Source organism: Thermodesulfovibrio sp. TK110, assembly GCF_054658355.1.
Map to the genome: position 1 here is coordinate 1,744,653 of NZ_BAAHNB010000001.1, position 23,932 is coordinate 1,768,584.

23 protein-coding genes and 1 pseudogene are annotated in these 23,932 nt (G+C 35.8%); 8 read left to right on the top strand and 16 right to left on the bottom strand.

Features of this window, described 5'->3' with window-relative positions:
- Positions 1 to 6: 6 nt before the first annotated feature.
- The 5 genes from ACYQ3X_RS09225 to ACYQ3X_RS09245 all read right to left on the bottom strand — a co-directional run bounded on the left by ACYQ3X_RS09225 (position 7) and on the right by ACYQ3X_RS09245 (position 4,947).
- Positions 7 to 1,506: an ABC transporter substrate-binding protein gene (locus ACYQ3X_RS09225; RefSeq protein ID WP_460181520.1), complete on the bottom strand. Its 1,500-nt coding sequence runs from the start codon at positions 1,504 to 1,506 to the stop codon at positions 7 to 9.
- 1 nt (position 1,507) lies between these two features.
- The gene (locus ACYQ3X_RS09230; RefSeq protein WP_460181521.1) at positions 1,508 to 3,586 is read right to left on the bottom strand and encodes a TonB-dependent receptor; all 2,079 of its coding nucleotides are present in this window, start codon (positions 3,584 to 3,586) and stop codon (positions 1,508 to 1,510) included.
- Positions 3,583 to 4,329, bottom strand: coding sequence for a class I SAM-dependent methyltransferase (locus ACYQ3X_RS09235; RefSeq protein ID WP_460181522.1), 747 nt, complete (start codon positions 4,327 to 4,329; stop codon positions 3,583 to 3,585). The genes ACYQ3X_RS09230 and ACYQ3X_RS09235 overlap by 4 nt, the downstream gene beginning before the upstream one ends.
- Before the next feature lie 256 nt (positions 4,330 to 4,585).
- Complete coding sequence (locus tag ACYQ3X_RS09240) at positions 4,586 to 4,795, bottom strand: type II toxin-antitoxin system HicB family antitoxin (RefSeq protein WP_460180021.1); 210 nt, start codon at positions 4,793 to 4,795, stop codon at positions 4,586 to 4,588.
- Positions 4,796 to 4,806: 11 nt separating this feature from the next.
- Entirely contained in the window at positions 4,807 to 4,947 is a 141-nt protein-coding gene (locus ACYQ3X_RS09245; RefSeq protein ID WP_460181523.1) for a hypothetical protein, read from the bottom strand.
- A 145-nt stretch (positions 4,948 to 5,092) separates the two neighbouring features.
- Here ACYQ3X_RS09245 and ACYQ3X_RS09250 point away from each other — a divergent pair, with 145 nt between their 5' ends.
- The gene (locus ACYQ3X_RS09250) at positions 5,093 to 5,224 is read left to right on the top strand and encodes a hypothetical protein (protein WP_460181524.1); all 132 of its coding nucleotides are present in this window, start codon (positions 5,093 to 5,095) and stop codon (positions 5,222 to 5,224) included.
- 531 nt (positions 5,225 to 5,755) lie between these two features.
- Here ACYQ3X_RS09250 and ACYQ3X_RS09255 read toward each other — a convergent pair.
- From ACYQ3X_RS09255 to ACYQ3X_RS09265, 3 genes are read right to left on the bottom strand one after another with little or no spacing between them, the layout of a single operon-like run.
- Positions 5,756 to 8,173 (bottom strand): FAD-dependent oxidoreductase, encoded by a 2,418-nt coding sequence (locus ACYQ3X_RS09255; protein ID WP_460181525.1) that lies wholly within the window; start codon positions 8,171 to 8,173, stop codon positions 5,756 to 5,758.
- Entirely contained in the window at positions 8,163 to 9,830 is a 1,668-nt protein-coding gene (locus tag ACYQ3X_RS09260; RefSeq protein WP_460181526.1) for a glutamate synthase-related protein, read from the bottom strand. Before ACYQ3X_RS09260 ends, ACYQ3X_RS09255 begins: the two co-directional genes overlap by 11 nt.
- On the bottom strand, positions 9,809 to 10,918 hold the full coding sequence (locus ACYQ3X_RS09265; RefSeq protein WP_460181527.1) for a class II glutamine amidotransferase domain-containing protein: 1,110 nt from the start codon (positions 10,916 to 10,918) through the stop codon (positions 9,809 to 9,811). The genes ACYQ3X_RS09260 and ACYQ3X_RS09265 overlap by 22 nt, the downstream gene beginning before the upstream one ends.
- A gap of 146 nt (positions 10,919 to 11,064) precedes the next feature.
- On the opposite strand from ACYQ3X_RS09265, the pseudogene ACYQ3X_RS09270 reads away from it, so the two are divergent.
- The 4 genes and pseudogenes from ACYQ3X_RS09270 to ACYQ3X_RS09285 all read left to right on the top strand — a co-directional run.
- Positions 11,065 to 11,364: pseudogene (locus tag ACYQ3X_RS09270) on the top strand (transposase); the annotation flags it as partial.
- A gap of 87 nt (positions 11,365 to 11,451) precedes the next feature.
- On the top strand, positions 11,452 to 11,841 hold the full coding sequence (locus tag ACYQ3X_RS09275) for a PepSY domain-containing protein (RefSeq protein WP_460181528.1): 390 nt from the start codon (positions 11,452 to 11,454) through the stop codon (positions 11,839 to 11,841).
- 74 nt (positions 11,842 to 11,915) lie between these two features.
- On the top strand, positions 11,916 to 12,584 hold the full coding sequence (locus ACYQ3X_RS09280) for a heavy metal response regulator transcription factor (protein ID WP_460181529.1): 669 nt from the start codon (positions 11,916 to 11,918) through the stop codon (positions 12,582 to 12,584).
- Position 12,585: 1 nt separating this feature from the next.
- Positions 12,586 to 13,974: a sensor histidine kinase gene (locus tag ACYQ3X_RS09285; RefSeq protein WP_460181530.1), complete on the top strand. Its 1,389-nt coding sequence runs from the start codon at positions 12,586 to 12,588 to the stop codon at positions 13,972 to 13,974.
- On the opposite strand, the gene kdsA is transcribed toward ACYQ3X_RS09285, so the two are convergent.
- Genes kdsA through ACYQ3X_RS09315 form a run of 6 tightly spaced genes read right to left on the bottom strand, consistent with a single transcriptional unit; the run spans position 13,937 to position 20,549 of the window.
- Positions 13,937 to 14,782: a 3-deoxy-8-phosphooctulonate synthase gene (gene kdsA, locus ACYQ3X_RS09290; protein ID WP_460181531.1), complete on the bottom strand. Its 846-nt coding sequence runs from the start codon at positions 14,780 to 14,782 to the stop codon at positions 13,937 to 13,939. The genes ACYQ3X_RS09285 and kdsA overlap by 38 nt on opposite strands.
- On the bottom strand, positions 14,782 to 15,753 hold the full coding sequence (locus ACYQ3X_RS09295) for a hypothetical protein (protein ID WP_460181532.1): 972 nt from the start codon (positions 15,751 to 15,753) through the stop codon (positions 14,782 to 14,784). The genes kdsA and ACYQ3X_RS09295 overlap by 1 nt, the downstream gene beginning before the upstream one ends.
- Positions 15,754 to 15,755: 2 nt before the next feature.
- Positions 15,756 to 17,132, bottom strand: a complete 1,377-nt coding sequence (gene bioA / locus ACYQ3X_RS09300; RefSeq protein WP_460181533.1) for an adenosylmethionine--8-amino-7-oxononanoate transaminase — start codon at positions 17,130 to 17,132, stop codon at positions 15,756 to 15,758.
- 59 nt (positions 17,133 to 17,191) lie between these two features.
- The gene (locus ACYQ3X_RS09305; RefSeq protein ID WP_460181534.1) at positions 17,192 to 17,935 is read right to left on the bottom strand and encodes an ABC transporter permease; all 744 of its coding nucleotides are present in this window, start codon (positions 17,933 to 17,935) and stop codon (positions 17,192 to 17,194) included.
- On the bottom strand, positions 17,932 to 18,783 hold the full coding sequence (locus tag ACYQ3X_RS09310; RefSeq protein ID WP_460181535.1) for an ABC transporter ATP-binding protein: 852 nt from the start codon (positions 18,781 to 18,783) through the stop codon (positions 17,932 to 17,934). The genes ACYQ3X_RS09305 and ACYQ3X_RS09310 overlap by 4 nt, the downstream gene beginning before the upstream one ends.
- Positions 18,780 to 20,549, bottom strand: coding sequence for an adenosylcobalamin-dependent ribonucleoside-diphosphate reductase (locus ACYQ3X_RS09315; protein ID WP_460181536.1), 1,770 nt, complete (start codon positions 20,547 to 20,549; stop codon positions 18,780 to 18,782). Before ACYQ3X_RS09315 ends, ACYQ3X_RS09310 begins: the two co-directional genes overlap by 4 nt.
- 41 nt (positions 20,550 to 20,590) lie before the next feature.
- Between ACYQ3X_RS09315 and ACYQ3X_RS09320 the strand changes: the two genes are divergently transcribed.
- Positions 20,591 to 20,809: a DNA gyrase inhibitor YacG gene (locus tag ACYQ3X_RS09320; RefSeq protein WP_460181537.1), complete on the top strand. Its 219-nt coding sequence runs from the start codon at positions 20,591 to 20,593 to the stop codon at positions 20,807 to 20,809.
- On the top strand, positions 20,763 to 21,566 hold the full coding sequence (gene dapB / locus ACYQ3X_RS09325) for a 4-hydroxy-tetrahydrodipicolinate reductase (protein WP_460181538.1): 804 nt from the start codon (positions 20,763 to 20,765) through the stop codon (positions 21,564 to 21,566). The genes ACYQ3X_RS09320 and dapB overlap by 47 nt, the downstream gene beginning before the upstream one ends.
- A gap of 31 nt (positions 21,567 to 21,597) precedes the next feature.
- Here the strand turns inward: dapB and ACYQ3X_RS09330 are convergent, their stop codons facing one another.
- Both ACYQ3X_RS09330 and rd read right to left on the bottom strand, forming a co-directional pair.
- The gene (locus ACYQ3X_RS09330; RefSeq protein WP_460181539.1) at positions 21,598 to 22,083 is read right to left on the bottom strand and encodes a ferritin family protein; all 486 of its coding nucleotides are present in this window, start codon (positions 22,081 to 22,083) and stop codon (positions 21,598 to 21,600) included.
- Between the two features lie 14 nt (positions 22,084 to 22,097).
- Entirely contained in the window at positions 22,098 to 22,259 is a 162-nt protein-coding gene (rd, locus tag ACYQ3X_RS09335; protein WP_460181540.1) for a rubredoxin, read from the bottom strand.
- A 318-nt stretch (positions 22,260 to 22,577) separates the two neighbouring features.
- Here rd and glnA point away from each other — a divergent pair, with 318 nt between their 5' ends.
- Positions 22,578 to 23,912 carry a type I glutamate--ammonia ligase gene (gene glnA, locus ACYQ3X_RS09340; protein ID WP_460181541.1) on the top strand — a complete coding sequence of 445 codons (1,335 nt, stop codon included), beginning with the start codon at positions 22,578 to 22,580 and terminating at the stop codon, positions 23,910 to 23,912.
- Positions 23,913 to 23,932: the final 20 nt, after the last annotated feature.

Here is a 23,932-nt window from a genome sequence, read left to right on the forward strand (position 1 = left end):
AAATGATTAATGATTTTGGCGCCAGTTTTCAATTCCATAAAGCATTCCTCTGGGATCAGGAGCTATTCCTCCAATCTTTTTATTTGCATAAAAAACAAGGGGAGTTTCATAAAGAAAAATACAAGCCTGTTTTTCATAAATAAGCCTGTGAAGCTCTCTATAAATTCTCTGTCTTTCATTAAAATTTAAAGTTTTTCTTCCCCTTTCAAGGAGACTATCAACTTCTTTATCTTTAAATGAAAAAAAATTCCACTGTCCTTTACCTGTTTTTGATGAGTGCCATAGATCATAAATATCTGGATCCCAGAGATATGCGCGTGAAAGAAGAACTGCATCAAAGGCTCTTTCTTCAATCATTCTGTGTCTAAATGTCTGCCAGTCATAGAGTTTTATATCTGTTTCAATTCCAATATTTTTAAGATTATGCTGAATAAATTGGGCAACCCTTTGAAGTTCTTTATTTTCACTGTTTACAGAGAGTGAAAATTTTAGAGAGCTAATCCCTGTATTTTTAAGAATTTCCTTGCTTTTTTCTGGAGCATAGGGATAGGGCTTTACTTCAGGATTAAAATACCATGTGCTGGCTGGATATGGTCCTAAGGAAATTCTGCCTTCTTTCAACACAGAATTTATAATTTCTTCCTTATTTATGGAGTAGGCAACAGCTTTTCTGAATTTTTCATCATTGAATGGATGCTTATTTAGATTAAAACCAAAACAGGTGTATCTGAATGAATCTGCTTTGTATTTGTTAAACTGGTTATCAAGTTCATCAGTTTTTATGTAGGACGGTAACTCTGCTACATCTATTTTACCTGATTTAAGCTCAAGGTATTTTGTTGTAGTGTCAGGGATAAATTTGAGGATAAATTTATTTATCTTGGGCTTACCACTGTAAAACTTATCAAAAGCCTTTAAAATAATAAATTGTCCTTTATTCCATTTCTCAAGTTTAAAGGCACCTGTTCCCACAGGTGCCTTATCAAAAGAAGGCTCAAGAACCTTTTTACCAATATGCCATGGAAGTATTCCTATGCTCCATGATTCAAGGACAGAGCCATAGGGTTCTTTATAAATAACAGCGATAGCATGAGGATTAAGTATTTTAATCTCTTTTACAGGACCTAAAACTCCCTTTTTTGGTGATGCAACCTGAGGAGAAATGAGAAGCTCATATGTGAAAATCACATCCTCTGCCTTAAATTTTTCTCCATCATGCCAGTAAACATTTTCTCTCAGGTGAAAAACTATCTCAAGCCCGTTATTTTTTATCTCCCACGATTTTGCAAGCTCTGGTTCAGGAACTCCTTTTTCGTTTATCCTGACAAGTCCTTTAAAAACAATGTTTGATATCATGTGAGAGTTCAGATCTGTAAGAAAAAGAGGATTAATTCTGTTTGGTTCAGAATCAAGAGCAATGACAATTCCATCATCAGTCCTATCAGGAGAACTACAGGAAATAAGTACAAGGAGTGAGAGAAAAAATAAAGCCCTTTTCAGTCTCAACTTAAAATACTCCCTTTATCCCAATTCCCCAGTTTCTTCCTGCTGCAGGATAACCGAATCTTTCCTGATAGTTTTTATCAAAGATATTGTGAAGATAACCAAGTACAAAAATATTCTTTGTAATCGGATAGGTTGCCTCAAGATCTGCTGTAAAGTAGGATTTCTGAGTTCTCACTCTCAGGTCAGTATTATAAAGAGTGTTATTATTGTATATAACTTTTTGACTTGATACATATCTTCCATAAAAAGTTACCTTTTCTCCCTTTATTCCCTTATACTGTAGCCCGAGATTTATCTTATGCTTTGGAAGTGCAGGAATCTCATCAAAATCCCTATCCTTTTGTGCAACAAATTTTTCTACAAATGGGTCCCCCTTTGTTTTAGATTTCTGAAAAGTGTAGTTAGCAAAAGCTGAAAAGCCTTTGCCAAATTGTTGAGAAACTTCCACTTCAAATCCATAAATAGTTGCCCTATCAATATTGTAGGAGACAAAGTTTATCAGGTCAAAATAAATAAAGTTATTGATTCTGTAATAATAGGGGCTTATTTCCAGTGAAGTTTTTGTTGGAAATTCAGCTTTCCATCCTCCCTGAATCATCAAGCCATCTTCTTTTTTGAATGGTAAATCTCCTGTATAAACTCCTGCATCAGGAGAGTAATGCCAGTAATGCTCAGGAGGTGTGGGCATCCTTAATGCACGTGCTAAACTCAAATAAACAAGGGAGTTTTTATCGTAGGTATAAGTTAATTTAAGAGAAGGGGCTATACCATCCATTGAAATATCTTTAATTCCTTCTTCTCTACCAGCAGGTCCTGCTTTTCCTTCATAGGATGAATATCTAATCCCTGGAGTGATGGTGAACTCCTTAGTTATATGAAAGTCATCCATTAGATAAATGCCTATTATTTCTGAGTTAACATAGTTGCTATTCTGAAAGTGTGCTCTGAAGTCGTCGGAGTAATTTTTATCACCTCCGTCTTTAAATCTTGTAAAATCAAATCCAAAGGTTATATCATGTTTATCAATTGATAATTTATAGGAACCATCTGCTCCGTATGATTTATCGTCAAACCATTTTTTGTGAAAAACACGATTAAGGGATTTGCGGGTATTGTATGCTTCTCTTTCAGCATAGTTTTTCCAGAGCCTTATATCAAAAACTCCACCAAATAAAGCCTGCTCATAACCGATGTCAAAGGTATATTTTTCTCTTTTCCACCAGCTTCCATCTTCTGGATATGCACCCATTCCACCATACATAATCTCACCATCTGACGCTGGATATCTACTGTCTTTTGGATCATTATAATCAAGACTGTCATAGTCCTTTGATTTTCTGTTGTTTACAATAAATCCCTTTTTAACCCATGAATATCCAAAATTGACTTTAATTTTTCCATCCCAGGGTAGTGAATATCCTGCATAGAGATTAAAATTTTTCACATCAAAGTTGCCATTTCTTAGGTATCCATCGCTTTTCACATAATTACCACTAATTGAATATTCAAACTGTGAAGGTTTCCAGGAATGAAAAAAGCTGAGTTTGTCTGTATCATATCTTGCCTTCATTGCCTGAACTTCAAACTCTGGCTTTTCCTTGGGCTTTCTGGTTATAAGATTTATAACTCCACCAAGAGTATTTCCGTATCTGGGGTCACTTACTCCCTTTATAATGTAAATCTTTTCAATATTTGTAAGTGGCACAGTTGTCCAGTCAATAAAGTATCCCCCAGCTGTTCCAGGCGTGTTAAGAATTCTTCCATTATACGCAAGAGTGATTCTTCTTGCACCAAATCCTCTTATTTTGATTGAGTCATCATCAAGGGCACCTCCAATTTCCTGAAGTCTTTGAACATCCACTCCAGGCTGCCTGAAAAGAGCACCATCAAGGTTTGAGCTTATTCCCTGAAGAAGCAACTCAGGAATGACAACTGTTGAATTGGGTGTTGACTGTTCTTCTTTAATCTTCTCTTCTGAAACAGTAATCTCATCAAGCTGATAAATTTTTGTTGCATCCTCGCAGAATGCTGTTGAATAAAATAGAAAAACAAACAAAGTGACAAAAATTTGCAGAATCATACTCCCCTCCTCCAGTAAAATATATTTACTATTGCAAAATCTTTGATCCAGTAATGCCCCTTCTCATAAGTGATTGATTTTATAAGCTTTTGCCTTTCCCAGCTGAAAAGCTCTCTTTTATTTTTAAACTCCCAGTGTTCAAAAATCTCATCAAGGCTGTGATAGGCAAAGGAGCTTTCACAGAGGTAGGAATGGTTAAAAATCAGTGAGTATTCAGGATAAATTAATTTAAACTGATCAGGGCAGAAAACCTTTTCAGTAACAAAAAAGATACTTTGCACCTGAGAGCTAAAAAGCTTAAACATTGAGCCTTCAATTCCATACTCAGTAAGATGAAGACTGTTACAGGCTAAAGCAAGGTCAAACTCATTGATTTCATGGCATTCTAATTCTTCAAATCTTCTTGGTTCAATTTTTAATTTAATACCATTGGCGAGGGAATTTTCATAAAGATAATTTTGCATTGTCTCAGAAGGTTCAAGCGCTGTTACATGACAGCCTCTTTTTATTAAAGGGAAGGTTAAAACTCCATCTCCTGCGCCAATATCAAGGATTTTTAATCCTTGCTGAGTGAATTTAAAGAGGAAGTTTTTTATGGGCTCATGGTATAGGTTGTGCTCACGCCATAGTCTGTACCATTTTGCATTCTCATTCCAGTATGAGATTTTCTTTATTTCAGTTGCTATCATAATCAAATAAAAAAGCCACAGCTTCAGGCTTCTGCCCGAAACTGTGGCCTTCATGACCACTGATAATAAAAATTTTTTAATGCTAAAACTCAAACGGTCTTCTGACCGATTTTATATATGGTAATTAATTTTTATTTTCTTGTCAACTGTTTATGTGAGTTTGTGGTTACTATATTAAATTTCACATATATGTTAGCCTTCTTGCAGGAAATAAAGCTATAAGGAGGGATATAAAGCACAACCAACTTATCATGGTTTAGGCAGAGAGGCAACAAACTGCTTAACTTCAGATGACATTTTCACAAACTGATTAAGCATAAGCAATTTTACCTTTTGGTTCAGGAATCTCTCTGCCAAGTTCTTTTGCTATTTCAATCCATTGCTGTATTACTTTCTGAGCATTTATAAGTGCTTCTTCCTGAGTCCTACCATCTGCCATACATCCTGGAAGTTCAGGAACTTCAGCTATAAATGCCTGATCTTCCTCAGACCAGTAAAGTATTATCTCATATTTATACATCGTCCACCTCCTTATGGAGTTTGTATTTTAATATCTTTTGCTCTTTCCTTAAAACCAAGTTCCAGAAGAAGTTTCCTTAAATCATTAAATCTCAAATTTTTATCTGAAATCCCTGAAAGAAGTTTATTTAGAAACTTCTTATCTACTCCCATTTTTTAATTTTACCATTTCAAAAGATTATTTGCCAGCCAACGAGTTGCCTCATTAAAAATCTATACGAAATTTTATCGTTGCCTCATATAAAAAATCTAAAAGAAAATTAAAATATCCTTCTAAATCAATTTAGGAGGGAGGAGGATGCAAAATCTAAACTTAAACGCAAAAGAAAACCTATCTATGATGAAAAGGTTAAGAGAGCGTGGCAAAAGACTTAAAGCTATTTTGCCTGATATCATACCAAAACTTAAGTCCTCTAAAGAGTTTATTTAGTGCGGCAACCATTGATAGAATTCTTTCTCCTGAAAAGAAAAAATTCAGTTTAAAGAATAGAAGTAAACACTTTAATATGCAGTTGATGTATATAGTGGATGGACAGAACTTTTTGCACTAAGAAATAGAGCTCAAAAGTGGACACTGGGATAGACTCAGACAATGGCTCAGAGTTTATCAATGCCCATTTTTTGAGATATCTAATCCTCTCGCAAAGCTTATTTCAAAGGAGAGAGTAGGTGGGAAGGTAAAAGAGCTTTACAGAGAGATAAGGAGATATCAGAGAAGGCTTGAAAGAGCATATTTAAAGAAAAAGGGGATTATTCCCAGGATAAAATTGATAATAAATAAGGGGAAGTTAAAATGATTTTATTTAGAAAATTATGTGAGGCAATGAAACCTATTTCAAGTAGATTTTTAAATGAGGCATTACTTACCAAGGGCTATAATAACCATGTTCAGTAAAAAATGGCTGCTAATCAACAATTAGCAGCCAAAATTTAAATTAAAAATTAATAAGGAAAGATTGATTTAAATATTTTCAACCATCTCCCAGACACCGCAAGGGCATATTCCGACACAGAAACCACAGGCAATGCATTTGTTGTCATCAACCACATACTCATATCTTCCATCAGGCTTTTCAACTCTGCTTATTGCACCCCAGTAACAGGTCATTTCACACATGTGACAGTCTCTGCATGAGCCACAACTGAGACACCTTTCTGCTTCTTGCTCAAGGGATGATGTGGCACGACATCTTTCATAGTAGTCAAGTTTGATTTTTTCATAGGGAATTCTCTGCCTTAAATCCCTTGTTACAGGTGCATGCATTAATTCTCCATGTAAATATTGAGCAAGAATTCTTCCGTGCCCAATTGCATGAGTTACAAGTCCTAAGCCTGTTACATCACCAATTGCATAGACTTTTGGATCTGAAGTCTGGAAAAACTCATTTATAACAACCCAGCCCTTTTCAGTATGAATCTGTGGTGGAATAAAATCAAGGTCAGGCATATCACCTATTGCCATAATTACAAAATCTGCATCAAGGCTTGTTCCATCCTTGAAGTAAATTTTCTTTTCCTCTGGAACATATTTTTCAGTAAACTTGGGCCAGATGATTTCCACACCTTTTTGTTGTGCCCGTTCAAGCTCTGCTCCAAAAGATGCAGGTTTTTGAATATCAATTGCAGTTACTTTTTCTGCTCCGCACAAATAAGCCTCCACTGCAGCATCCATTCCAACATTTCCAGCACCAATTACCACAACTCTTTTTTCTTTAAGATCAAAGGTTTTACCTTCATTTATTGCCCTTAAAAATTCATAGGCTGAGATAGTATGTTCTGACCCTGGAAAAGGAATTTTTCTTGGTTTATGAGCACCAACTGCTATTACGACAAATTCGTATTCTTTACGTATTTTTTCAAAAAGCTCCTTTGTAACCCTTGTATTAAGACGAATATCTGGCACAACTTCCATGAATCTTTCTATTTCCATGTGAAGAATTTTTTTGTCAAGCCTGTGCTCTGGAATACAAAGCTCTATTTTTCCACCAATTTTATCTGTTGCTTCAAATAGTGTGACACTATGTCCTTTAAGGCTTAGTTGCCATGCAACAGACATTCCTGCAGGTCCTGCGCCAATTACAGCTACTTTATGCCCTGTTGGTTCTGCTTTTTTTGGAGGAGGAAGTAAAGCCGAGGCTTTACCAAACTCTTTTACAGAGATTGGCATATCAATTCTGCCACGGGTACATGCCTGCATGCATAGATTTGGACATATCATTCCACATACAGTTGCAGGAAGAGGACTGTATTCAAGCACGAGTTCAAGTGCTTCTTTTATTTTACCGAGTCTGATAAGTGCTGTTCTTTTATGGGTTGGTATGTTTGTTGGACAGCTGTATGCACAGGGTGGTGCATATTTTTCATTTGCCCATACTGGCTTGTATCTACGATATTTGCCAGTTACTATATATGGAATAACAGTGGGTTCATGGTCAATGTATTCAGCAAATATTCCACCCTGACCAACTTCTTTTTCCCAGTAGTTTTTTCTGAATTCTGAGATTTCAATCTTAAACCATCTTCTCCTTCTTCTTTCCTGTGGTGTATACGGAACAAGTTTGTGCCATTGCCCAATATCTTTTGTGAGTTCATCATAGTAATCCATTCTGTCAATGGCAGTAAGAAATGGCTTAAGATTTTCACATAGCCACTGCCAGTCCTGTTCACTGAGTTCAAGAAGTTTTACATCTCTTTCACTGTAACCCTCAATTCTGCCACGGAAATAGATAACTCCTCCAACCATTCCAACGCAGGGTCTGTATCCAAGTACTGTTCTTGGATTTCTCGGGTTTACTCCACAGACAACTGCAATGCCACCAGCTTTAAACTCAGCAAAGGAGTCTCCTACATCCCTAAAATACCAGGACTGAGGGGGATCAAATCTTGGATTGTGTTTTGTCATAGTGTCACATCTTGCACCACCACTTCCTTGAACATAAAGAATACCCTGTGCAGCAGCATTCCATGCTCCATTTGTAGCATCTCCAAGCACTGTGATTTTAGCACCGCAGTTAAGCCATCCCACATCATCGGAAACTCCATTTTTTACCACTATCTCTGTTCCAAACATTCCCATTGAACCACATCTCTGCCCAACAGGTCCTTCAACTGTAATTTTTACAGTTTCACCTCTTGGATATATTCTTCCACCAATTCCATGCTGACCATCAGCATAAATATGCAGATTTCTTGCACCTTCTCTAACAGCCTCCTGAATGTAATCCTCAAGAATTCTTGAAGGTATTCTTCTTCCTTTTACATTTCCATGAATAATCACAGATTTTCCATCAACCCATTTTACCACTTCTTCATACGGGATAAGGGTTTCGTGTAAGCCTATTTTTGGCATTTCTCTTTGTTTTGTTTTCTTAACAGGCATAGCTTATCTCCAACCTTTCTGCCATTGCTTTATCATCTATACTTAATCCATCAGACATTCCGATTGGAAGCTCTGTGCTTCTTCCCATTGGTGCGAATATTTTACGAAGCTCTACATCAGCAGCTTTAAATACTTCCACAAGCCTTTCAGCAACTTTATCAGGATCAAGACGCCTGTAAAGTTTAGGGTCTTGAGTCGTTATTCCTCTTGGGCACTTTCCTGTATTGCATATATTGCAACGGTTGTATTCATCGCCAAGGCAATCAGCAGTTGCCTGCATTATGTATTTTCCAACAGCTACTGCAGAAGCACCAAGCATTATGAGGGCTGCTGCATTTGCTGCGAGATTTCCTTTTTTGCCGATTCCTCCAGCAGCAATAAGTGGAAGCTCATTCTGTTTGCCCTGTTTTACAAGATCAAGATAACATTCTCTGATGTTTGATGCAATGGGATGTCCCATTTTATCAAGAGAAACATTATATGCTGCACCTGTGCCACCGTCTTCTCCATCAATACATAGCGCTGCAGCATAGGGATTTCTTGCAAGATTGTTAAGAACTGCTTTGGCAGTGCGGGTTCCTGAAATTTTAGGATAAACAGGCACTCTGAATCCAAAAGCCATTGACATTGACTGAATCATCTTCATAACAGACTCTTCAATTGAATATTTTGTTTGATGAGTTGGCGGTGAAGGAAGATCTACAAATTGAGGAACTCCTCTTATTTCTGCAATCAATTTTATAACCTTTGGAGCCATTAATAAACCACCATCCCCTGGCTTTGCACCCTGACCATATTTTATTTCTATTGCTGCAGGGTCTTCAGTCATATATGGTAAAGTATGAATTATGCTGTCCCAGCCAAAATAACCTGAGGCAATCTGAAGCACAAAATATTTCACATATCTTGATTTAAGAAGTCTTGGTGGAAATCCTCCTTCACCAGAACACATAACAACTGGAATTCCCTCAACCTCATTTAGATAGGCAACTCCCATGGCAAGTCCTTCCCACATTGTTGGAGAAAGTGCACCAATTGACATGCTTCCAATCATTATAGGAAATATTTCTCTTACTGGCGGAATAAACTTTCCTGAAGATTTATCAACAACAAGTCTGCCGTTTTCAACTTTAAGGGGCAGTTCTTCTGGAGGAAGAATTCTTCCAATATATGAACGAACTCTAAATTCATGTCTTCCAGCATCAAGGGCAGGATCTGTAAGCATTGAGATTCTTGTGAATTTAAGCCTGTCAAGAGTTGAAACACCGGGGTCATTTCTTCTTCCACCTCTTTTGTATCCTTCTCCTCCACGATTTTTATAAAAGAGGAATTTATTCTGAGGATTGTATTCAGGCTCTATAGCATTATTTGGACATACTAGCGAACACATGGCACAGCCAGTGCAATAGTGTTCAATATCATTGACCTGTTCAATTACATGAACTATTCTTCTTACAGGTCTTGGCTTTGGAGTATCTCCACTTGATTCAATAACTCTCATGTATTTAACAGCAGGTCTGATCGCTCCCTGAGGACATACTGCTGTACATTGCCCGCAGCGTTTGCAACGGTCTTCCCTCCAGCGAATTATGTAAGGAAACTCTTTTAGTGTTAATTTATGATTAAAATCTAATCTTAAACCTGTAGCTGGTTCCATATTTTTACCTCCTTTGCACCAGGTGATACAATCACCATGTCATACTTCATTGGATATATATCTTTGGATCTATCTCTTTCAGGAATAACCTTATCAAGTCCACAAAGCTCTGACATAAGTGCATATTTCCCTTTTATGCCTCCAACAACTCCCGGTCTTAGTTTTTTTGCATCCTGAACCATAAAGCATGTTCCATCAGGAGTAAAACCTATAACCATATTAGGACCGTCAATACAAAGAGGGCGAAGGGACATTTTTAAAAGTGATAAAGCTTCTCTATCAGGTCTTTGTTCTATTTCTTCCCATTTTAACGGAGTAATTATATCTTTATAATAAGTAAGTGGAAATCCAAGTTGTCTCATAGAATAATGAAGTATATGGCAAAATACCTCACTATCTGAGTTATATCCAATATATCCGGGAAATCCTCTGCTCATAAGAAACTCTCTTATTGGGACAAAGGCAGTATTTTCACCATTTGTCATTGTACAGTATCCCTGAATAAAGAAAGGATGACAGGCATAAAGATATATCTGATAATTAGTATTCTGCCTTCCCTGAGCAAATATTATTTTCGCTTCAAGGTTATCTTTATCAAGTCCAAAAAATTCAGCAAGTTCAAGAGGATCACCCACTTCTTTAATGGTTATAATATCAGGATAAAAAGAAAAAACAAAAATGGATTCATCGGCTTCGCCCATTTTTCTCAGGGTTAATCTTATATTCATAAGAAGGTCTTCTTTTTCTCTGTCTGATTTATCATTCCAGTCATCAGGATAATCATAAACTCTTGCAAAATAATAATCCCTTCTAATGATACCTTTTACAGGCTTGATCTTAGGTGTCCATTCATGCATTAATTTAAATCCGGATGCTTTCATGTAATCGTCAAGAATCTCTTTACCCTTTCTTGAGCAAATTCCTGAGAGTATAGGATAGTTTTTTAAATCTTTAAACTCTCCTCCAAGGTCCTTAAGCGTAAGCCCAAGCCCTGATCCATCATGCCCTTCTTTCATTGTTTCAAGGGCAAGAATATTCTCCATTGGTGAAAAATATTTAGATGATGTTATAGCTGCTAATCTACACATTAATACTCTCCCGTCGGCAAATGGTTACCTTACATTTTTTAGAATATTACCAAAACTACATTTTTGTCAAATGTTTTTTGATATGCAATTGCCGATAGAGTATATATTTTTTGAAACTGTCCTACTTTTTGCAAGGAGCGAGGGAATTATTCCTAAACACAGACCATCAACTTTGTCTGATACCCATGCAGAGAAACATAAAGAGGAACATGAGCAAAGAAGATGTAAAGGCATTTTATGAGGAATTGTTAATAATAAAGAGAATAGATGATTTTGAAAAGGCAGTTGCAAGATTTGAAGAATTATGTAAGAGATTTGAGAAAAAATATCCAGCCTATATAAGAAACCTTCTTGCAAAGAAGGAGCAATATTTTCAGTATCTAAAATATCCAGAGAAAGTGAGAAAACATATATATACGACAAACATAGTGGAGAACATAAATAATTTTTTGTGTTCATTTTCTGTTCATCTTCCATTTTATAAAATGAAAGCAGAAGTAAAACAAATCAGCAAAGAAAGGAGGTGAAAAGGGATGAAAAAATTTATAACAACAGCATTTGGACTTACCATGGCAGGTTTAATTGGAGCAGGTTTGCTTTTCGCACAGTCACACGATGCAGGAAGCATTCGTCTTGCGAGTGATGACGAGGCTCGGTATGCAACTCTTGCTAAAATCTCAATGGATAATGCAGTAAACGAGGCTCTAAAAGTAGTTCCTGGTAAGGTTATAAAAGCAGAGCTTGAAAATGAAAACGGATACCTTGTTTACGGAGTTGAGATTGTAAAGGCTGACAAGCAGATAGCAGATGTGAAGGTTGATGCTGGTAACGGAAAGATTTTAAAGATAGATTTAGACCATCAGGATAAAGGTCATGATGTGCATGAAGAAAGAGATTCTGAAAATGACAGAGAAGATGAATAGGAAGTAACCTCAGGGGGCGGGAATTATCCCGCCTTTTATTGTTCATTATATTAAAAAAAAGGGTAAAATAAACTATGCGTTTGTTAATTGTTGAAGATGAAAAATCTCTTGCCAATATTATAAAAAAAGGACTTGAGGAAGAAGGATACAGTGTGGATGTAGCATACAACGGAGAAGATGGACTTTTCATGGCTGAAAATGAATCTTATGATCTTATAATTCTTGATATCATGCTACCAGTTATTGATGGGATAACTATTGTTAAAAAAATACGCAAAAAAGAATTAAAAACTCCAGTTCTTATGCTTACTGCCAGAGACAGCATAATGGATAAAGTTTCAGGACTGGATAGCGGAGCAGATGACTATCTTACAAAACCTTTTTCTTTTGAAGAATTACTTGCAAGGATTAGAGCACTTCTTAGAAGGCAAAAAGATATAAAATCTTCAATAATTGAAATTGCAGATTTAGTTATTGATACTGCCTCTCATGAAGTCAAAAGAGGTGGGAAAACAATCAATTTATCATCAAAAGAATATGCTTTACTTGAATACATGGCTTATAATAAAAACAAAGTTCTAACCAAAACAGATTTAATAGAGCATCTCTATGATTATGATTTTGATTGTGACAGCAACATAATTGAGGTATTTGTATATCGTCTGAGGAACAAAATAGATGATGGATTTGATAAGAAATTAATTCATACAATTCGTGGCACAGGATATGTTTTAAGAGAATAAAATGATCTCCTCAATTAAAGCAAAGGTTCTTCTTTTTTATATAAGCATTTTTTTTATCATTTTGCTGATCTCAGGCATAGCTTTATATTTTACGCTGAACAAAATTATAATGAAGAGTATTGATGATGCTCTTCTTTCAAAAGCTCAGGCTTTAGCCACCCTTATTGAAAATGATAGTGAAGGAGGAGATTTCAAATTTTCTGATGAAATAATGTGGGAATACAGCTCTATAAAATCAATAAGCTATTTCCAGATAAGAAAACAGGATGGCACAACAATTGAAAAATCACCCTCTTTATCGCATTTTAATCTTCCCTTCAATAATAGCATTGACAGAACAACCTTTGATACATTTTATTTAAATGATAAACCTGTAAGAGTTGTAAATTTTTATTTTCAAGAAAAATCTCTCATTATTCAGTGTGCTCAGAACATTGCAAAAGAGATAAATCTTCTTAAAAACTATAAAATAGCCCTGTTAATTTTAATTCCTTCAATCATAATGGTTTCAGCAATAGGAGGTTTTTTAATTGTTAAAAAATCAACAGCTCCAATAATAAATTTCTCTAATACTGTAAACAGAATCTCAGAGGAAAATCTTTCTGAAAGGATAGATATAACAGACCTACCTGACGAATTGAGAACTCTTGCCATTTCATTTAACAGAACATTTGAAAGACTTGAAAAAGCTTTTAATATTCAGAAACAATTTATTGCAGATGCAGCTCATCAATTAAGAACTCCTCTTACAGTAATAAGAACTCAATGCGATGTAATGCTCAGAAAAAGAAGACAGCCCGATGAATATGAAAATGCTTTGATAACAATTAAAAATGTTGCAGATACGATGTCCTCAATGGTTAGAAAACTTTTAACTCTGGCAAGGCTAACAAGAAATGAAATAGAATTTAAAAAAGAAGAAGTAAATTTGAATGAAATTATTCAGAATGTTGTAACTATGTTGAGTTTTCTGGCAGAACAGAATGGATTAACAATGACTGTTCATTCAAATAGAGTATTCTGGGTGCATGGTGATAAGGCTTTGCTTACAGAACTTTTTGTGAATCTTGTAGAAAATGCCATCAAGTATAACAAACCTTATGGTAAAATTGATGTTCTGATTTCTTCTGATTCTGAAAATTCTGAATTTATTTCAGTAAAAGTAAAAGATACAGGAGCAGGAATACCTAAAGAAGATATTGAAAAAGTTTTTGAAAGGTTTTACAGAGTTAACAGAACAAGAGCAACGGAGGATGGTAGCAGTGGCTTGGGCTTGAGCATATGTAAAGAAATTGTTAAATTGCACAAAGGTAAGATTTATATAGAAAGCGAGCTGGGAAAAGGAACTACAGTTACAGTTTATTTAAAGCGAAAGCAGGTGAAGACTTAAACTTTCTTACTGTGTTATGAATTTCAATGAGAATTTTGAGAAGACTTTTGAAGTCTTTAAGAGGAAGCATGTTCGGACCATCGCATAAGGCTTTATCAGGTTCTGGATGTACTTCAAAAAATAATCCATCAACTCCGCAGGCAACAGCTGCCCGAGAAAGATATGGAATAAACTCTCTCTGGCCTGATGAGCATGTTCCAGCACCTCCAGGAAGCTGAACTGAGTGTGTGGCATCAAAAACTACAGGCACTCCCATTGAGCGAATTATTGGAAAACTTCTGAAATCAACTACAAGATTGTTATAGCCAAAGCTTGTTCCTCTTTCTGTAATGATTATTTTTTCATTTCCTGTTGATTTAATTTTCTCAATTATATTTTTCACGTCCCATGGTGCAAGAAACTGACCTTTTTTTACATTTACAGGTTTTCCAGTTTTCCCTGCTTCAACAATCATGTCTGTCTGTCTGCATAAAAAGGCAGGGATCTGAATAACATCAAGAACATCTCTGGCAATCTCAATCTCTTCTACAGAATGGACATCGCTTAGAATTGGCAGATTAAATTCTTCTTTCACTTTATTTAATATCTCAAGCCCTTTTTTTATTCCAGGACCTCTGTAAGAATTTATTGATGAGCGATTTGCTTTATCATAGGAAGATTTAAATATGAAAGGAATTTTCAAGTTCTGAGTAATTTCATTTAATTTTTCAGCAGTTTTAAATACTATTTCTTCAGACTCTATAACACATGGACCTGCTATTATGAAAAGTTCGCCTTTTTTTATTTCAATTTTATCAATAGAAAACATTATTTTTTCTGCTGTAATTCAAAAGCCTTTTTAGCTGCTTCTGCAGCCTGTTTAGCTTCTTCAGCAGCTTTTTTAGCCTCTTCAGCAGCTTTTTTAGCCTCTTCTATATCAGTTTCTTTTTTCCCTTCTTTTGTTTCAATTTTTTTAATTATAGACGGAGTTATTGCCAGTTTATAGATTTTTTCATCTGCTGAAGGACTTCCCCAATCACTAATTTTTACAATATAACCAGAATTTCTATCACATATCCATAGTTTTCCATCAATCCATACCATTGCTGAAGGAGATGAAATATAACGAGAATTTGATATTTCCTCAATAACCCTTCCAGTTACAGTATCTAATCTGACAATTTTTACATTATCTGATGAATCAGAGGGAAGGGCAGGATTTATAATTCCAGCGATTATTAAATATTCACCATCCCATGCTAAAGCAGCAGGATAGCTAACAGGTGAGAGATATTCTTCAATTACTGAGCCATCTTCTGTAGTTATTTTAAATATTTTCCCTCTTTTAGAGTCAGCAATCCAGAGATATTTTCCATCAAATGTCATGTCTTCAGGATAGATTTTATTTAGTTGAATAGTTTTAACTATTTCTCCCTGTGCAGTTAATTTAATAACTCTTTTATTTGCTGCATCTGCTGCCCATATGAATCCAGCATCTGCTTTTTTTTGCCATGCAAGTCCTGTGATGTAAGGTGGATTTTCTTTTGATGTTATTGTTATTGGATAGTTATTCAAAAAATAGTGTCCTTCATATCCTGTGAAAGATCCAGCGGTTGCTGTGTCTATGTTTTCTAAAAAAACAATTATACCTTCTTTTGCAATTATAAGATTTTTACCATCCCATGCAATTGCTGATGGAGCTGTGGGAACAGTTTCTCCAACTCCTGCTATATCTGTTTTTACCTGCTGGGTACATCCAAAGGCAAAAATCATAAGTATTGCTAAAAATAATCTACCCATTTCTAACCTCCCAGATCTGAACTAATCCTTATTATACAATCTTTGATTACATCAAGCAACCTTTCAAGATTTTCTTCTGAAATAACAAGTGGAGGCATGATTACTATAACATCACCAAGAGGCCTGAGCCACACCCCATATTTTCTTGCTAATTTAACCACTTTCCAGCCAGTCTGCTCTTTCCATGGAAAAGGCTCTTTTGTTTTTTTATCTCTTACAAGTTCTATTCCAGCAATCATTCCTTTTTGTCTTACATCTCCAACATAGGAAAGCTTTGCTATCTCTGAAAGCTTGTTCTTCAATAATTCAATTTTAGGTGGGAGATTCTCTAATGTACTGTCCTTTTTAAATATCTCAAGATTTGCAATAGCTGCTGCACAGGCTAAGGGATTTCCTGTATAGGAATGCCCGTGATAAAAGGTTTTTCTCTCTTCAATCTCGCCTAAAAAGGCATTAAAGATTCTTTCACTTACTGCGGTAACTGATAGAGGCATATAACCATTTGTTATTCCTTTGCTCAGGCATATTATATCAGGAGTTACCTCTTCATGCTCACAGGCAAACATTTTGCCTGTTCTACCAAAGCCTGTTGCTACTTCATCGGCAATTAAAAGAATTTCATATTTATTGCAGAGCTCTCTGAGTCCCTTTAAGTATCCATGAGGCCATACAATTATTCCACCAGCACACTGAACAAGAGGTTCAACTATTACAGCTACAATTCTTTCATGATTTTGCTTTATTATTTTTTCCATTTCACCAAGGCATGCCAGTCCACAGGATGGAAAGTTCAAATTAAGCTCACATCTGTAGCAGTATGGTGAAGGTGCCTGAATTGATTTGCTTAGCAAAGGTTTATAAACCTCATGAAAAAGCTCAACCCCTCCAACGCTTACTGCACCTATTGTATCTCCATGGTAGCCTTCCTTCAGGCTTACGAAACTATCTTTTCCTTTAATGCCCTGATTAACCCAGTATTGATAGGCGATTTTCATGGCAATCTCAACAGCTGTTGAGCCATTGTCAGAGTAAAATATCTTTGTAAGGGGCTCTCCCCATGGAAGTTTTTCACTTAGTATTTGAGCAAGATTTTTTGCAAGCACTATACTTGGCTCATTACATGCTCCAAGCAGTGTGGAGTGTGCGATTCTGTCAAGTTGTGCTCTGACTGACTCATCAATTTCAGCTCTTCTATGTCCATGGATATTTACCCATAGGGATGATACTCCATCAAGATACCATCTTCCATCAATGTCCTTTAAGAAGCAGTCTCTGCCTTCAATAAATATTGTTGGCTCTTCAGCAAGCCATTGTTTCATCTGTGTAAAAGGATGCCAGATATATTTTTTATCCCATTCAATAAGAGTTTTTTTGTCCATAAATGCTCCTTCCGAGATTTATTCTATTATAAAAAATTTTAAAATTGCCGATTATTTTTCTATTCACTGTATCTTTTCATTAAAAATGAGCCTATGAGAAAAAAACTAACACAGTAAAAAATAATAACAAACAGAGAAACTACTCCTTCCGTATCAATAAAAGTTTTTCTGATTAAAATATTTGTATGTGTCAGGGGCATTATGTAGATTATTGGTTTAAATATCATTGGGATTCTGTCAAGTGAGAAAAATGTTCCACTGAAAAAAGCCATTGGCATTATGAAAAAGTTTGAGTAGGTGGCAGTGTCTTCATGGGATTTTGTTATCATTCCTGTTATTACACCAAGACAGGCAAACATAAAGCAATTAAGTAAAAGGGTTAAAACAAAAATCAGATTTATGGAAAACTTTGAAGGCACCACAAAACCAACAGCAATTATAAGTAAAGAGGCAAACAGTCCCTTTACCATACCAGCCAGCACCTCTCCAATCATTATAGAAAATGGCTTTATAGGTGACTGAATGTAAACCTGAAATGTCTTGAAATAGAGTCTGCTCAGATTAAGAGAGCTTGCAACCCATGAATATGAATTATTCATTGAACTCATTGCTACAAGACCTGGCAGTAAAAATGTTAAATAATCAGTTCCTTCAGAGAGTTTTACTGTTCTTCCCAGCCCGAGCCCGAATGTAACAAGATAAATAATCGGTGCCATCATGGCTGAGAAAATGTATCCCAGCCTAAGAAGCTTTCGCTTGAACTGAAGCATCTCCTTAATGAAAACAGGATACCAGTCTGTCATTGTACTTCCTTAGTCTCCTTAATTCTTTCTCCTGTTAGCTTTACAAAAACATCTTCCAGATTGGATTTCCTTATAACAACTCCATTGCTTCTTTGTTTTGCAATCTCATAAGCCTCTTCTCTGCTATGGCATATCTCACTGAGCAGTCTTCCATCTTTATCAGTAAACTCAACCACGTACTCACCAACATCTTTTTTAAGCTCTGAAGGGCTACCAAGTGCAATTAATTTTCCATGAGATAGAATGCCCACCCTGTCACAGAGTGCTTCGGCTTCTTCAATGTAGTGAGTTGTAAGAAGCACTGTTCTGCCTTCAGACTTTATCTTTCTTATGATCTGCCATAGCTCCCTTCTTATATGAGGGTCAAGACCTATTGATGGCTCATCAAGAAATAAAACCTTTGGCTCAGATAGCAATGCTCTTGCAAGAAGTGTTCTTCGCTGAAGCCCTCCTGAAAGAGTTGATACAACAGAATGCTTTTTTTCTGTAAGCTCCATAGTTTTAAGAATCTCGGAAATCTTAGCCTTAAGCTCTTTTACTCTGTGAAGCATTCCATAGATCAGAAGATTTTCATAAACAGTAAGCTCTCTTTCAAGATTGTTTTCCTGAGGAACAACTCCTATGATTTTTTTTATTTCAAAAGGATTTTTTACCACATCAATTCCGTCAATAAAACATTTTCCTTTGTCTGGCTTTGTAAGTGTTGTGAGTATTTTGACAGTAGTTGTTTTGCCAGCTCCATTTGGACCAAGAAGTCCAAATATCTCACCTTTAAGTATTTCAAAACTAAGAGACTGTAATGCCTTCACATTTCCATAACTTTTTGAGATGTTTTCAAGCTTAATCATACAGCATCGTGAAATTTGGTTACTCTAAGAGACCTTCCTTTTACTTCACAGCATTCTGTAAGATGAGCATCACTTACCTTAAGCAGTGTTCCTCTCTTTGAACCATATCTGAAAATTGTTATTCCCTTGAGTCCTTTTTTATAGGCAAGAATAAATATTTTAGCAATTTCTTCCTTTTTTGTGCTTTGAGGAAGATTAATGGTTTTTGATACTGCATTGTCTGTGTATTTCTGAAATACTGTCTGCATCTCAATATGTTCCTGAGGAGTGATTTCAAGAGCTGTTTTAAAAAGCCTCTTTATTTTTAATGGAACTGCTTTTATGCCTCTTAGTGTTCCCTTTTGTCTGATTTCATTTATGAATTCTTCACTGTAAAATCCCTGTTTTTGAGCAAAATCCACTAAATACTTGTTTATTATCTCAAACTCTGTATCAAGAATTCTCTGTTTGTAAGCAAGCAAAAAATAAGGCTCTATTCCGCTTGAACAGTCAGCAATTATGCTTATTGTTCCTGTTGGAGCAATTGTAGTTGTGGTGGCATTTCTCATCATAATGCCTCTTTTATCCCATACAGAGCCTTTAAAATTTGGGAAAACGCCTCTTTTTTGTGCAAGCTCCTGAGATGCTTCATGGGATTTTTTACTTATAAAATGCATGAGTTTTTCAGCAAGCACAAATGCTTTTTTATGATTATAAGGAATACCGAGTTCCACAAGACAGTCTGCCCAGCCCATTACTCCAAGCCCTATTTTTCTGTTTCCCTTATGCATCCTTTCAACCTCAGGCACAGGATAATGGGTAACATCTATTGCATCATCAAGAAGTCTTGTCGCTACTTTTACATCTTGCTCAAGCATCTGAAAATCAATACTACTATCTTTTACATAGTTTGATAGATTAATTGAACCAAGAATGCATGCTTCATATGGTAAAAGAGGTTGCTCACCACAGGGATTTGTGCTTTCTATCTGTCCTATATGAGGAGTTGGATTGTATTTGTTGATGGTATCTATAAAAATTATTCCAGGGTCTCCTGTTTCCCATGCTGACTCAACAATTTCATTGAAGATTTCCTTTGCTTTAACCTTTTTTACAACCTCACCACTTCTTGGATTTATCAATGGATAGTAATCATCCTTAAAAAGAGCTTCCATAAAAGCATCTGTGACAGCAACGGATATGTTGAAATTGCTTAAACTTTCAAATCTTTTAATTCTTACAAACTCTAAGATATCAGGATGGTCAACCCTCAATATACCCATATTTGCACCTCTTCTCGCACCACCCTGCTTTATAATATCTGAAGCTTTATCAAATATCTTCATGAATGAAACAGGACCGCTTGCAATGCCACCTGTTGAGCGAACAACATCTCCCTTTGGCCTTAATCGGGAAAAACTAAATCCTGTTCCACCACCACTTTGAAGGATTAATGCAGCATCTTTAAGTGTTTTAAATATTGCCTCAATTGAGTCTTCCACAGGCAAAACAAAACAGGCTGCAAGCTGAGCCTTTGGCTTGCCTGCATTCATCAATGCTGGAGAATTAGGAAGAAATCTTAAAGAACTTATAAGTTCATAAAACTTTTCTGCCCATTGAGAGGGATTTTCTTTATAAAACTCTTCTGCCTGAGACACATAGTTAGCAACACGATGAAACATCTGCTCAGGTGTTTCAATGACTTCACCTTTTTCATTTTTAAGTAAATATCTTATTTCAAGAACTGTTTTTGCTCTATCTGTAAAAAGCATAATATAGTGTATCATATTAGTTGCAACTTTAGAAGATGAAAAATTAAAATTAAATCATGAAAATTAAATGTCCTGTATGTGGTAAAACTGTAGAGTATGAAAACAATCCATGGAGACCTTTCTGTTCAAGAAATTGTAAAATTATTGATCTCTGGAACTGGTTTCATGAATACTATTCAATAAAAGTTGGAGAAGTTGATGAAACAATAAATATAGAGGAGGAACAAGATGATAAAAATAACAGTATGTGGCGCAGCAGGAAGAATGGGCAGTAGAATTATTGCCCTTTCAAAGGATTATCAGGAGATACAGGTTGTTGGAGCTGTGGAGTCAAAAAATAATCCAAAATTGGGGATTGATGCTGGAGTAGTTGCAGGATTAGGTGAAATTGGAGTGAAAATCGTTGATGATATTGAAAAAGTAATTGATAATACTGATATTGTCTTACATTTTACAAATCCAGAAGCTACTTTAGAGCATCTTGAAATTGTAAAAAAATATAAAAAATCAATGGTTATTGGAACAACAGGATTTAGCAATGAACAACTCACCATGATTAAGGAAGCAGCAAAAGAAATCCCTGTAGTGCTCTCCCCTAATATGAGTATCGGCGTAAATCTTTTATTTAAGATTCTTAAAGATGTGGCAAAAGTTCTTGGAGATGACTATGATGTGGAAATTGTTGAAGCTCATCACAGAATGAAAAAAGATGCGCCCAGTGGAACAGCTATAAAAATGGCAAAGGTTATTGCTGAAGCATTGGGAAGAGATTTTGATGAAGTTGCTGTTTATGCAAGAAAGGGAATAATTGGAGAGAGAACAAGAAAGGAAATAGGAATTCAGACAGTAAGAGCAGGAGATATTGTTGGAGAACATACTGTAATTTTTGGAGGATTAGGAGAAAGGATTGAAATAGTGCATAAGGCATCAAGCAGGGATACCTTTGCAAGAGGTGCTTTAAGAGCAGTAATCTGGCTTCATGGAAAACCAGCAGGATTATATGACATGGGAGATGTACTTGGGATAAAATAATAAAAAATAGGGAGGGGAATTCCCTCCCACTTTATCCTTCAACAATTGAGAATTCTTTCCACATGAACCAATTACCAGTATCGCTCAAAAAATTATAGGTTTCAGAAAAAATCTTGTGATGTTGCTCTTCCTCATAAATTAGTCTTTCAAAAAGCTTCTTTTCTTTTTCAGTGTTTACTTCTTGTTTTATTTTTTTATAAAATTCTATACCTTCCTTCTCCATCTGCATCGCTATTCTGAATGCTTCAAGGTCATCAGTTTGAGCCTTGATTCTCTCCATCATCTGATTCTTCATTTCTTCAAATATTGTTTTTACTGTTTTAATTGGATTTGCCTCTCTAATTGTAAGTTCAAGTCCTTTAAGAACTTCTTCAATCATCTTAATATGATTCTTCTCATCTTCAGCTATAGTTAAAAACATTTTTTTACCCACAGGATGGGAAACTTTCTCTGCTGCTTCAGCGTAAAACTTTACAGCATCTGTTTCCATCTTTAAGGCAATTTCAATGGATTTCATAATAGCCTCCTCAGCTATTCTTCTGGTTCAAACATATCTTTTGTTGCACCGCAAACAGGACAACTCCATGAATCAGGCAAATTTTCAAAGGCTGTTCCTGCTGGGATCCCGTTATCAGGGTCTCCCTGTGCTGGATCATAAACATAGCCACATACACTGCATTTGTACTTTTTCATAGCTTCCTCCATTTTATAAGAAATTATTTTAAAATTATTTTAAATTATCTTTTTTTAATATGTCAAAGTCAATAACAGTCTCTCCTTTCCGATAACTCAATTTAATAGTCTGCAAATTTACACAAAATTATTGACATATAAAACAAAAAACATTGACAAAATTTTTCATATTGATTATTATATCTCTATATCTATATGGCAACCGTTAGCCGTTTAGAATGAATGGAAAAGTTTTGTATAAATATGGTTAACTATTTTTTGAAAATAGAATTTTAATTAAAGAGGCTTTGCCTCAATAAAAAACTGTTGGAGGATGTTATGACTTACGCAAAACCAAGAGATGAAAAGGATGTTATGAAGCTGGTTAAGGAGATGAATGTTAAGTTTGTAAGACTCTGGTTTACTGATATTCTTGGTCAGCTAAAGAGTTTTGCTATTCCGGTTGAGGAGCTTGAAATGGCTTTTTCAGAAGGTATGGGTTTTGATGGCTCATCAATTCACGGATTTGCAAGAATTGATGAGTCAGACATGATTGCAAGACCTGATCCAACAACCTTTGCGATACTTCCATGGAGACCATCAGAAAGTGCTGTTGCAAGAATGTTCTGTGATATTTATGAGCCTGATGGAACGCCTTACAAAGGAGACCCAAGATATATTCTGAAACTAAATCTTGAAAAAGCTGCTAAAAAAGGTTACACCTTTTATCTTGGACCAGAGCTTGAGTTTTTCTATTTTAAATCAGACAGAAACCCTGAAACTCTTGATGAAGGTGGATATTTTGATTACCCCCTTGATGCTGCAGAAGACTTAAGGAGAGATACTATCTTAGCGCTTGAACAGATGGGTATCAAAGTGGAATACTCACATCATGAAGTGGCGCCTTCTCAGCATGAAATAGACTTAAGGTATGCTGAAGCTCTACAGATGGCTGATATTGTCATGACCTACAGGGTTGTAGTGAAGGAGATTGCCAAGAAACATGGTGTTTATGCCACATTCATGCCAAAGCCTCTTTTTGGAGAAAACGGAAGTGGAATGCATACCCATCAGTCTCTATTCAAGGGTGACAAAAATGCCTTTTTTGATGCAAAGGACAAGTACTATCTTTCAGATGTTGCTAAAAGCTATATAGCAGGAGTTTTAACTCACATAAAGGAAATTACTCTTGTTTTAAATCAATGGGTTAACTCATACAAGAGACTTGTTCCTGGATATGAAGCTCCTGTTTATATCTGCTGGGCAAGAAGAAACAGGTCTGCACTTATAAGAGTTCCACTTTACAAACCCGGGAAAGAAAAGGCAACAAGAATTGAATTACGCAGTCCTGACCCTGCATGCAATCCCTATTTAGCCTTTGCATGTATGCTAAATGCTGGACTGACAGGAGTAGAAAAGAAGTATAAACTGCCTGAGCCAGTTGAAAAGGATGTTTATCATCTTGATCCAGATGAAAGAAAAGCTCTTGGCATAGATAATCTTCCTGGTAGCTTGATTGAAGCCATTGAATATGCTGAAAAAAGTGAATTACTTAGAGAAACTCTCGGAGACCATATATTCACAAATCTCATTGAAAGTAAGAAAAAAGAATGGGATGACTATCGTATAAGAATATTTCCCTATGAAATTGAAAGATATTTACCGATTCTTTAAATTTAGAGGGCAGATTTCTG

Bases quoted from the DNA above. Each gene is read 5' to 3' on its own strand.
- kdsA (WP_460181531.1), bottom strand. From the start codon at position 14,782: ATGTTTTCTATTGATAAAATTGAAATAAAAAAAGGCGAACTTTTCATA.
- ACYQ3X_RS09240 (WP_460180021.1), bottom strand. From the start codon at position 4,795: ATGTATAAATATGAGATAATACTTTACTGGTCTGAGGAAGATCAGGCA.
- ACYQ3X_RS09315 (WP_460181536.1), bottom strand. From the start codon at position 20,549: ATGATACACTATATTATGCTTTTTACAGATAGAGCAAAAACAGTTCTT.
- ACYQ3X_RS09305 (WP_460181534.1), bottom strand. From the start codon at position 17,935: ATGACAGACTGGTATCCTGTTTTCATTAAGGAGATGCTTCAGTTCAAG.
- ACYQ3X_RS09255 (WP_460181525.1), bottom strand. From the start codon at position 8,173: ATGCCTGTTAAGAAAACAAAACAAAGAGAAATGCCAAAAATAGGCTTA.
- ACYQ3X_RS09245 (WP_460181523.1), bottom strand. From the start codon at position 4,947: ATGGGAGTAGATAAGAAGTTTCTAAATAAACTTCTTTCAGGGATTTCA.
- ACYQ3X_RS09260 (WP_460181526.1), bottom strand. From the start codon at position 9,830: ATGGAACCAGCTACAGGTTTAAGATTAGATTTTAATCATAAATTAACA.
- ACYQ3X_RS09320 (WP_460181537.1), top strand. From the start codon at position 20,591: ATGAAAATTAAATGTCCTGTATGTGGTAAAACTGTAGAGTATGAAAAC.
- ACYQ3X_RS09285 (WP_460181530.1), top strand. From the start codon at position 12,586: ATGATCTCCTCAATTAAAGCAAAGGTTCTTCTTTTTTATATAAGCATT.
- ACYQ3X_RS09235 (WP_460181522.1), bottom strand. From the start codon at position 4,329: ATGAAGGCCACAGTTTCGGGCAGAAGCCTGAAGCTGTGGCTTTTTTAT.
- rd (WP_460181540.1), bottom strand. From the start codon at position 22,259: ATGAAAAAGTACAAATGCAGTGTATGTGGCTATGTTTATGATCCAGCA.
- ACYQ3X_RS09250 (WP_460181524.1), top strand. From the start codon at position 5,093: ATGCAAAATCTAAACTTAAACGCAAAAGAAAACCTATCTATGATGAAA.
- ACYQ3X_RS09310 (WP_460181535.1), bottom strand. From the start codon at position 18,783: ATGATTAAGCTTGAAAACATCTCAAAAAGTTATGGAAATGTGAAGGCA.
- ACYQ3X_RS09295 (WP_460181532.1), bottom strand. From the start codon at position 15,753: ATGGGTAGATTATTTTTAGCAATACTTATGATTTTTGCCTTTGGATGT.
- bioA (WP_460181533.1), bottom strand. From the start codon at position 17,132: ATGGACAAAAAAACTCTTATTGAATGGGATAAAAAATATATCTGGCAT.
- dapB (WP_460181538.1), top strand. From the start codon at position 20,763: ATGATAAAAATAACAGTATGTGGCGCAGCAGGAAGAATGGGCAGTAGA.
- ACYQ3X_RS09330 (WP_460181539.1), bottom strand. From the start codon at position 22,083: ATGAAATCCATTGAAATTGCCTTAAAGATGGAAACAGATGCTGTAAAG.
- ACYQ3X_RS09230 (WP_460181521.1), bottom strand. From the start codon at position 3,586: ATGATTCTGCAAATTTTTGTCACTTTGTTTGTTTTTCTATTTTATTCA.
- ACYQ3X_RS09275 (WP_460181528.1), top strand. From the start codon at position 11,452: ATGAAAAAATTTATAACAACAGCATTTGGACTTACCATGGCAGGTTTA.
- ACYQ3X_RS09280 (WP_460181529.1), top strand. From the start codon at position 11,916: ATGCGTTTGTTAATTGTTGAAGATGAAAAATCTCTTGCCAATATTATA.
- ACYQ3X_RS09265 (WP_460181527.1), bottom strand. From the start codon at position 10,918: ATGTGTAGATTAGCAGCTATAACATCATCTAAATATTTTTCACCAATG.
- glnA (WP_460181541.1), top strand. From the start codon at position 22,578: ATGACTTACGCAAAACCAAGAGATGAAAAGGATGTTATGAAGCTGGTT.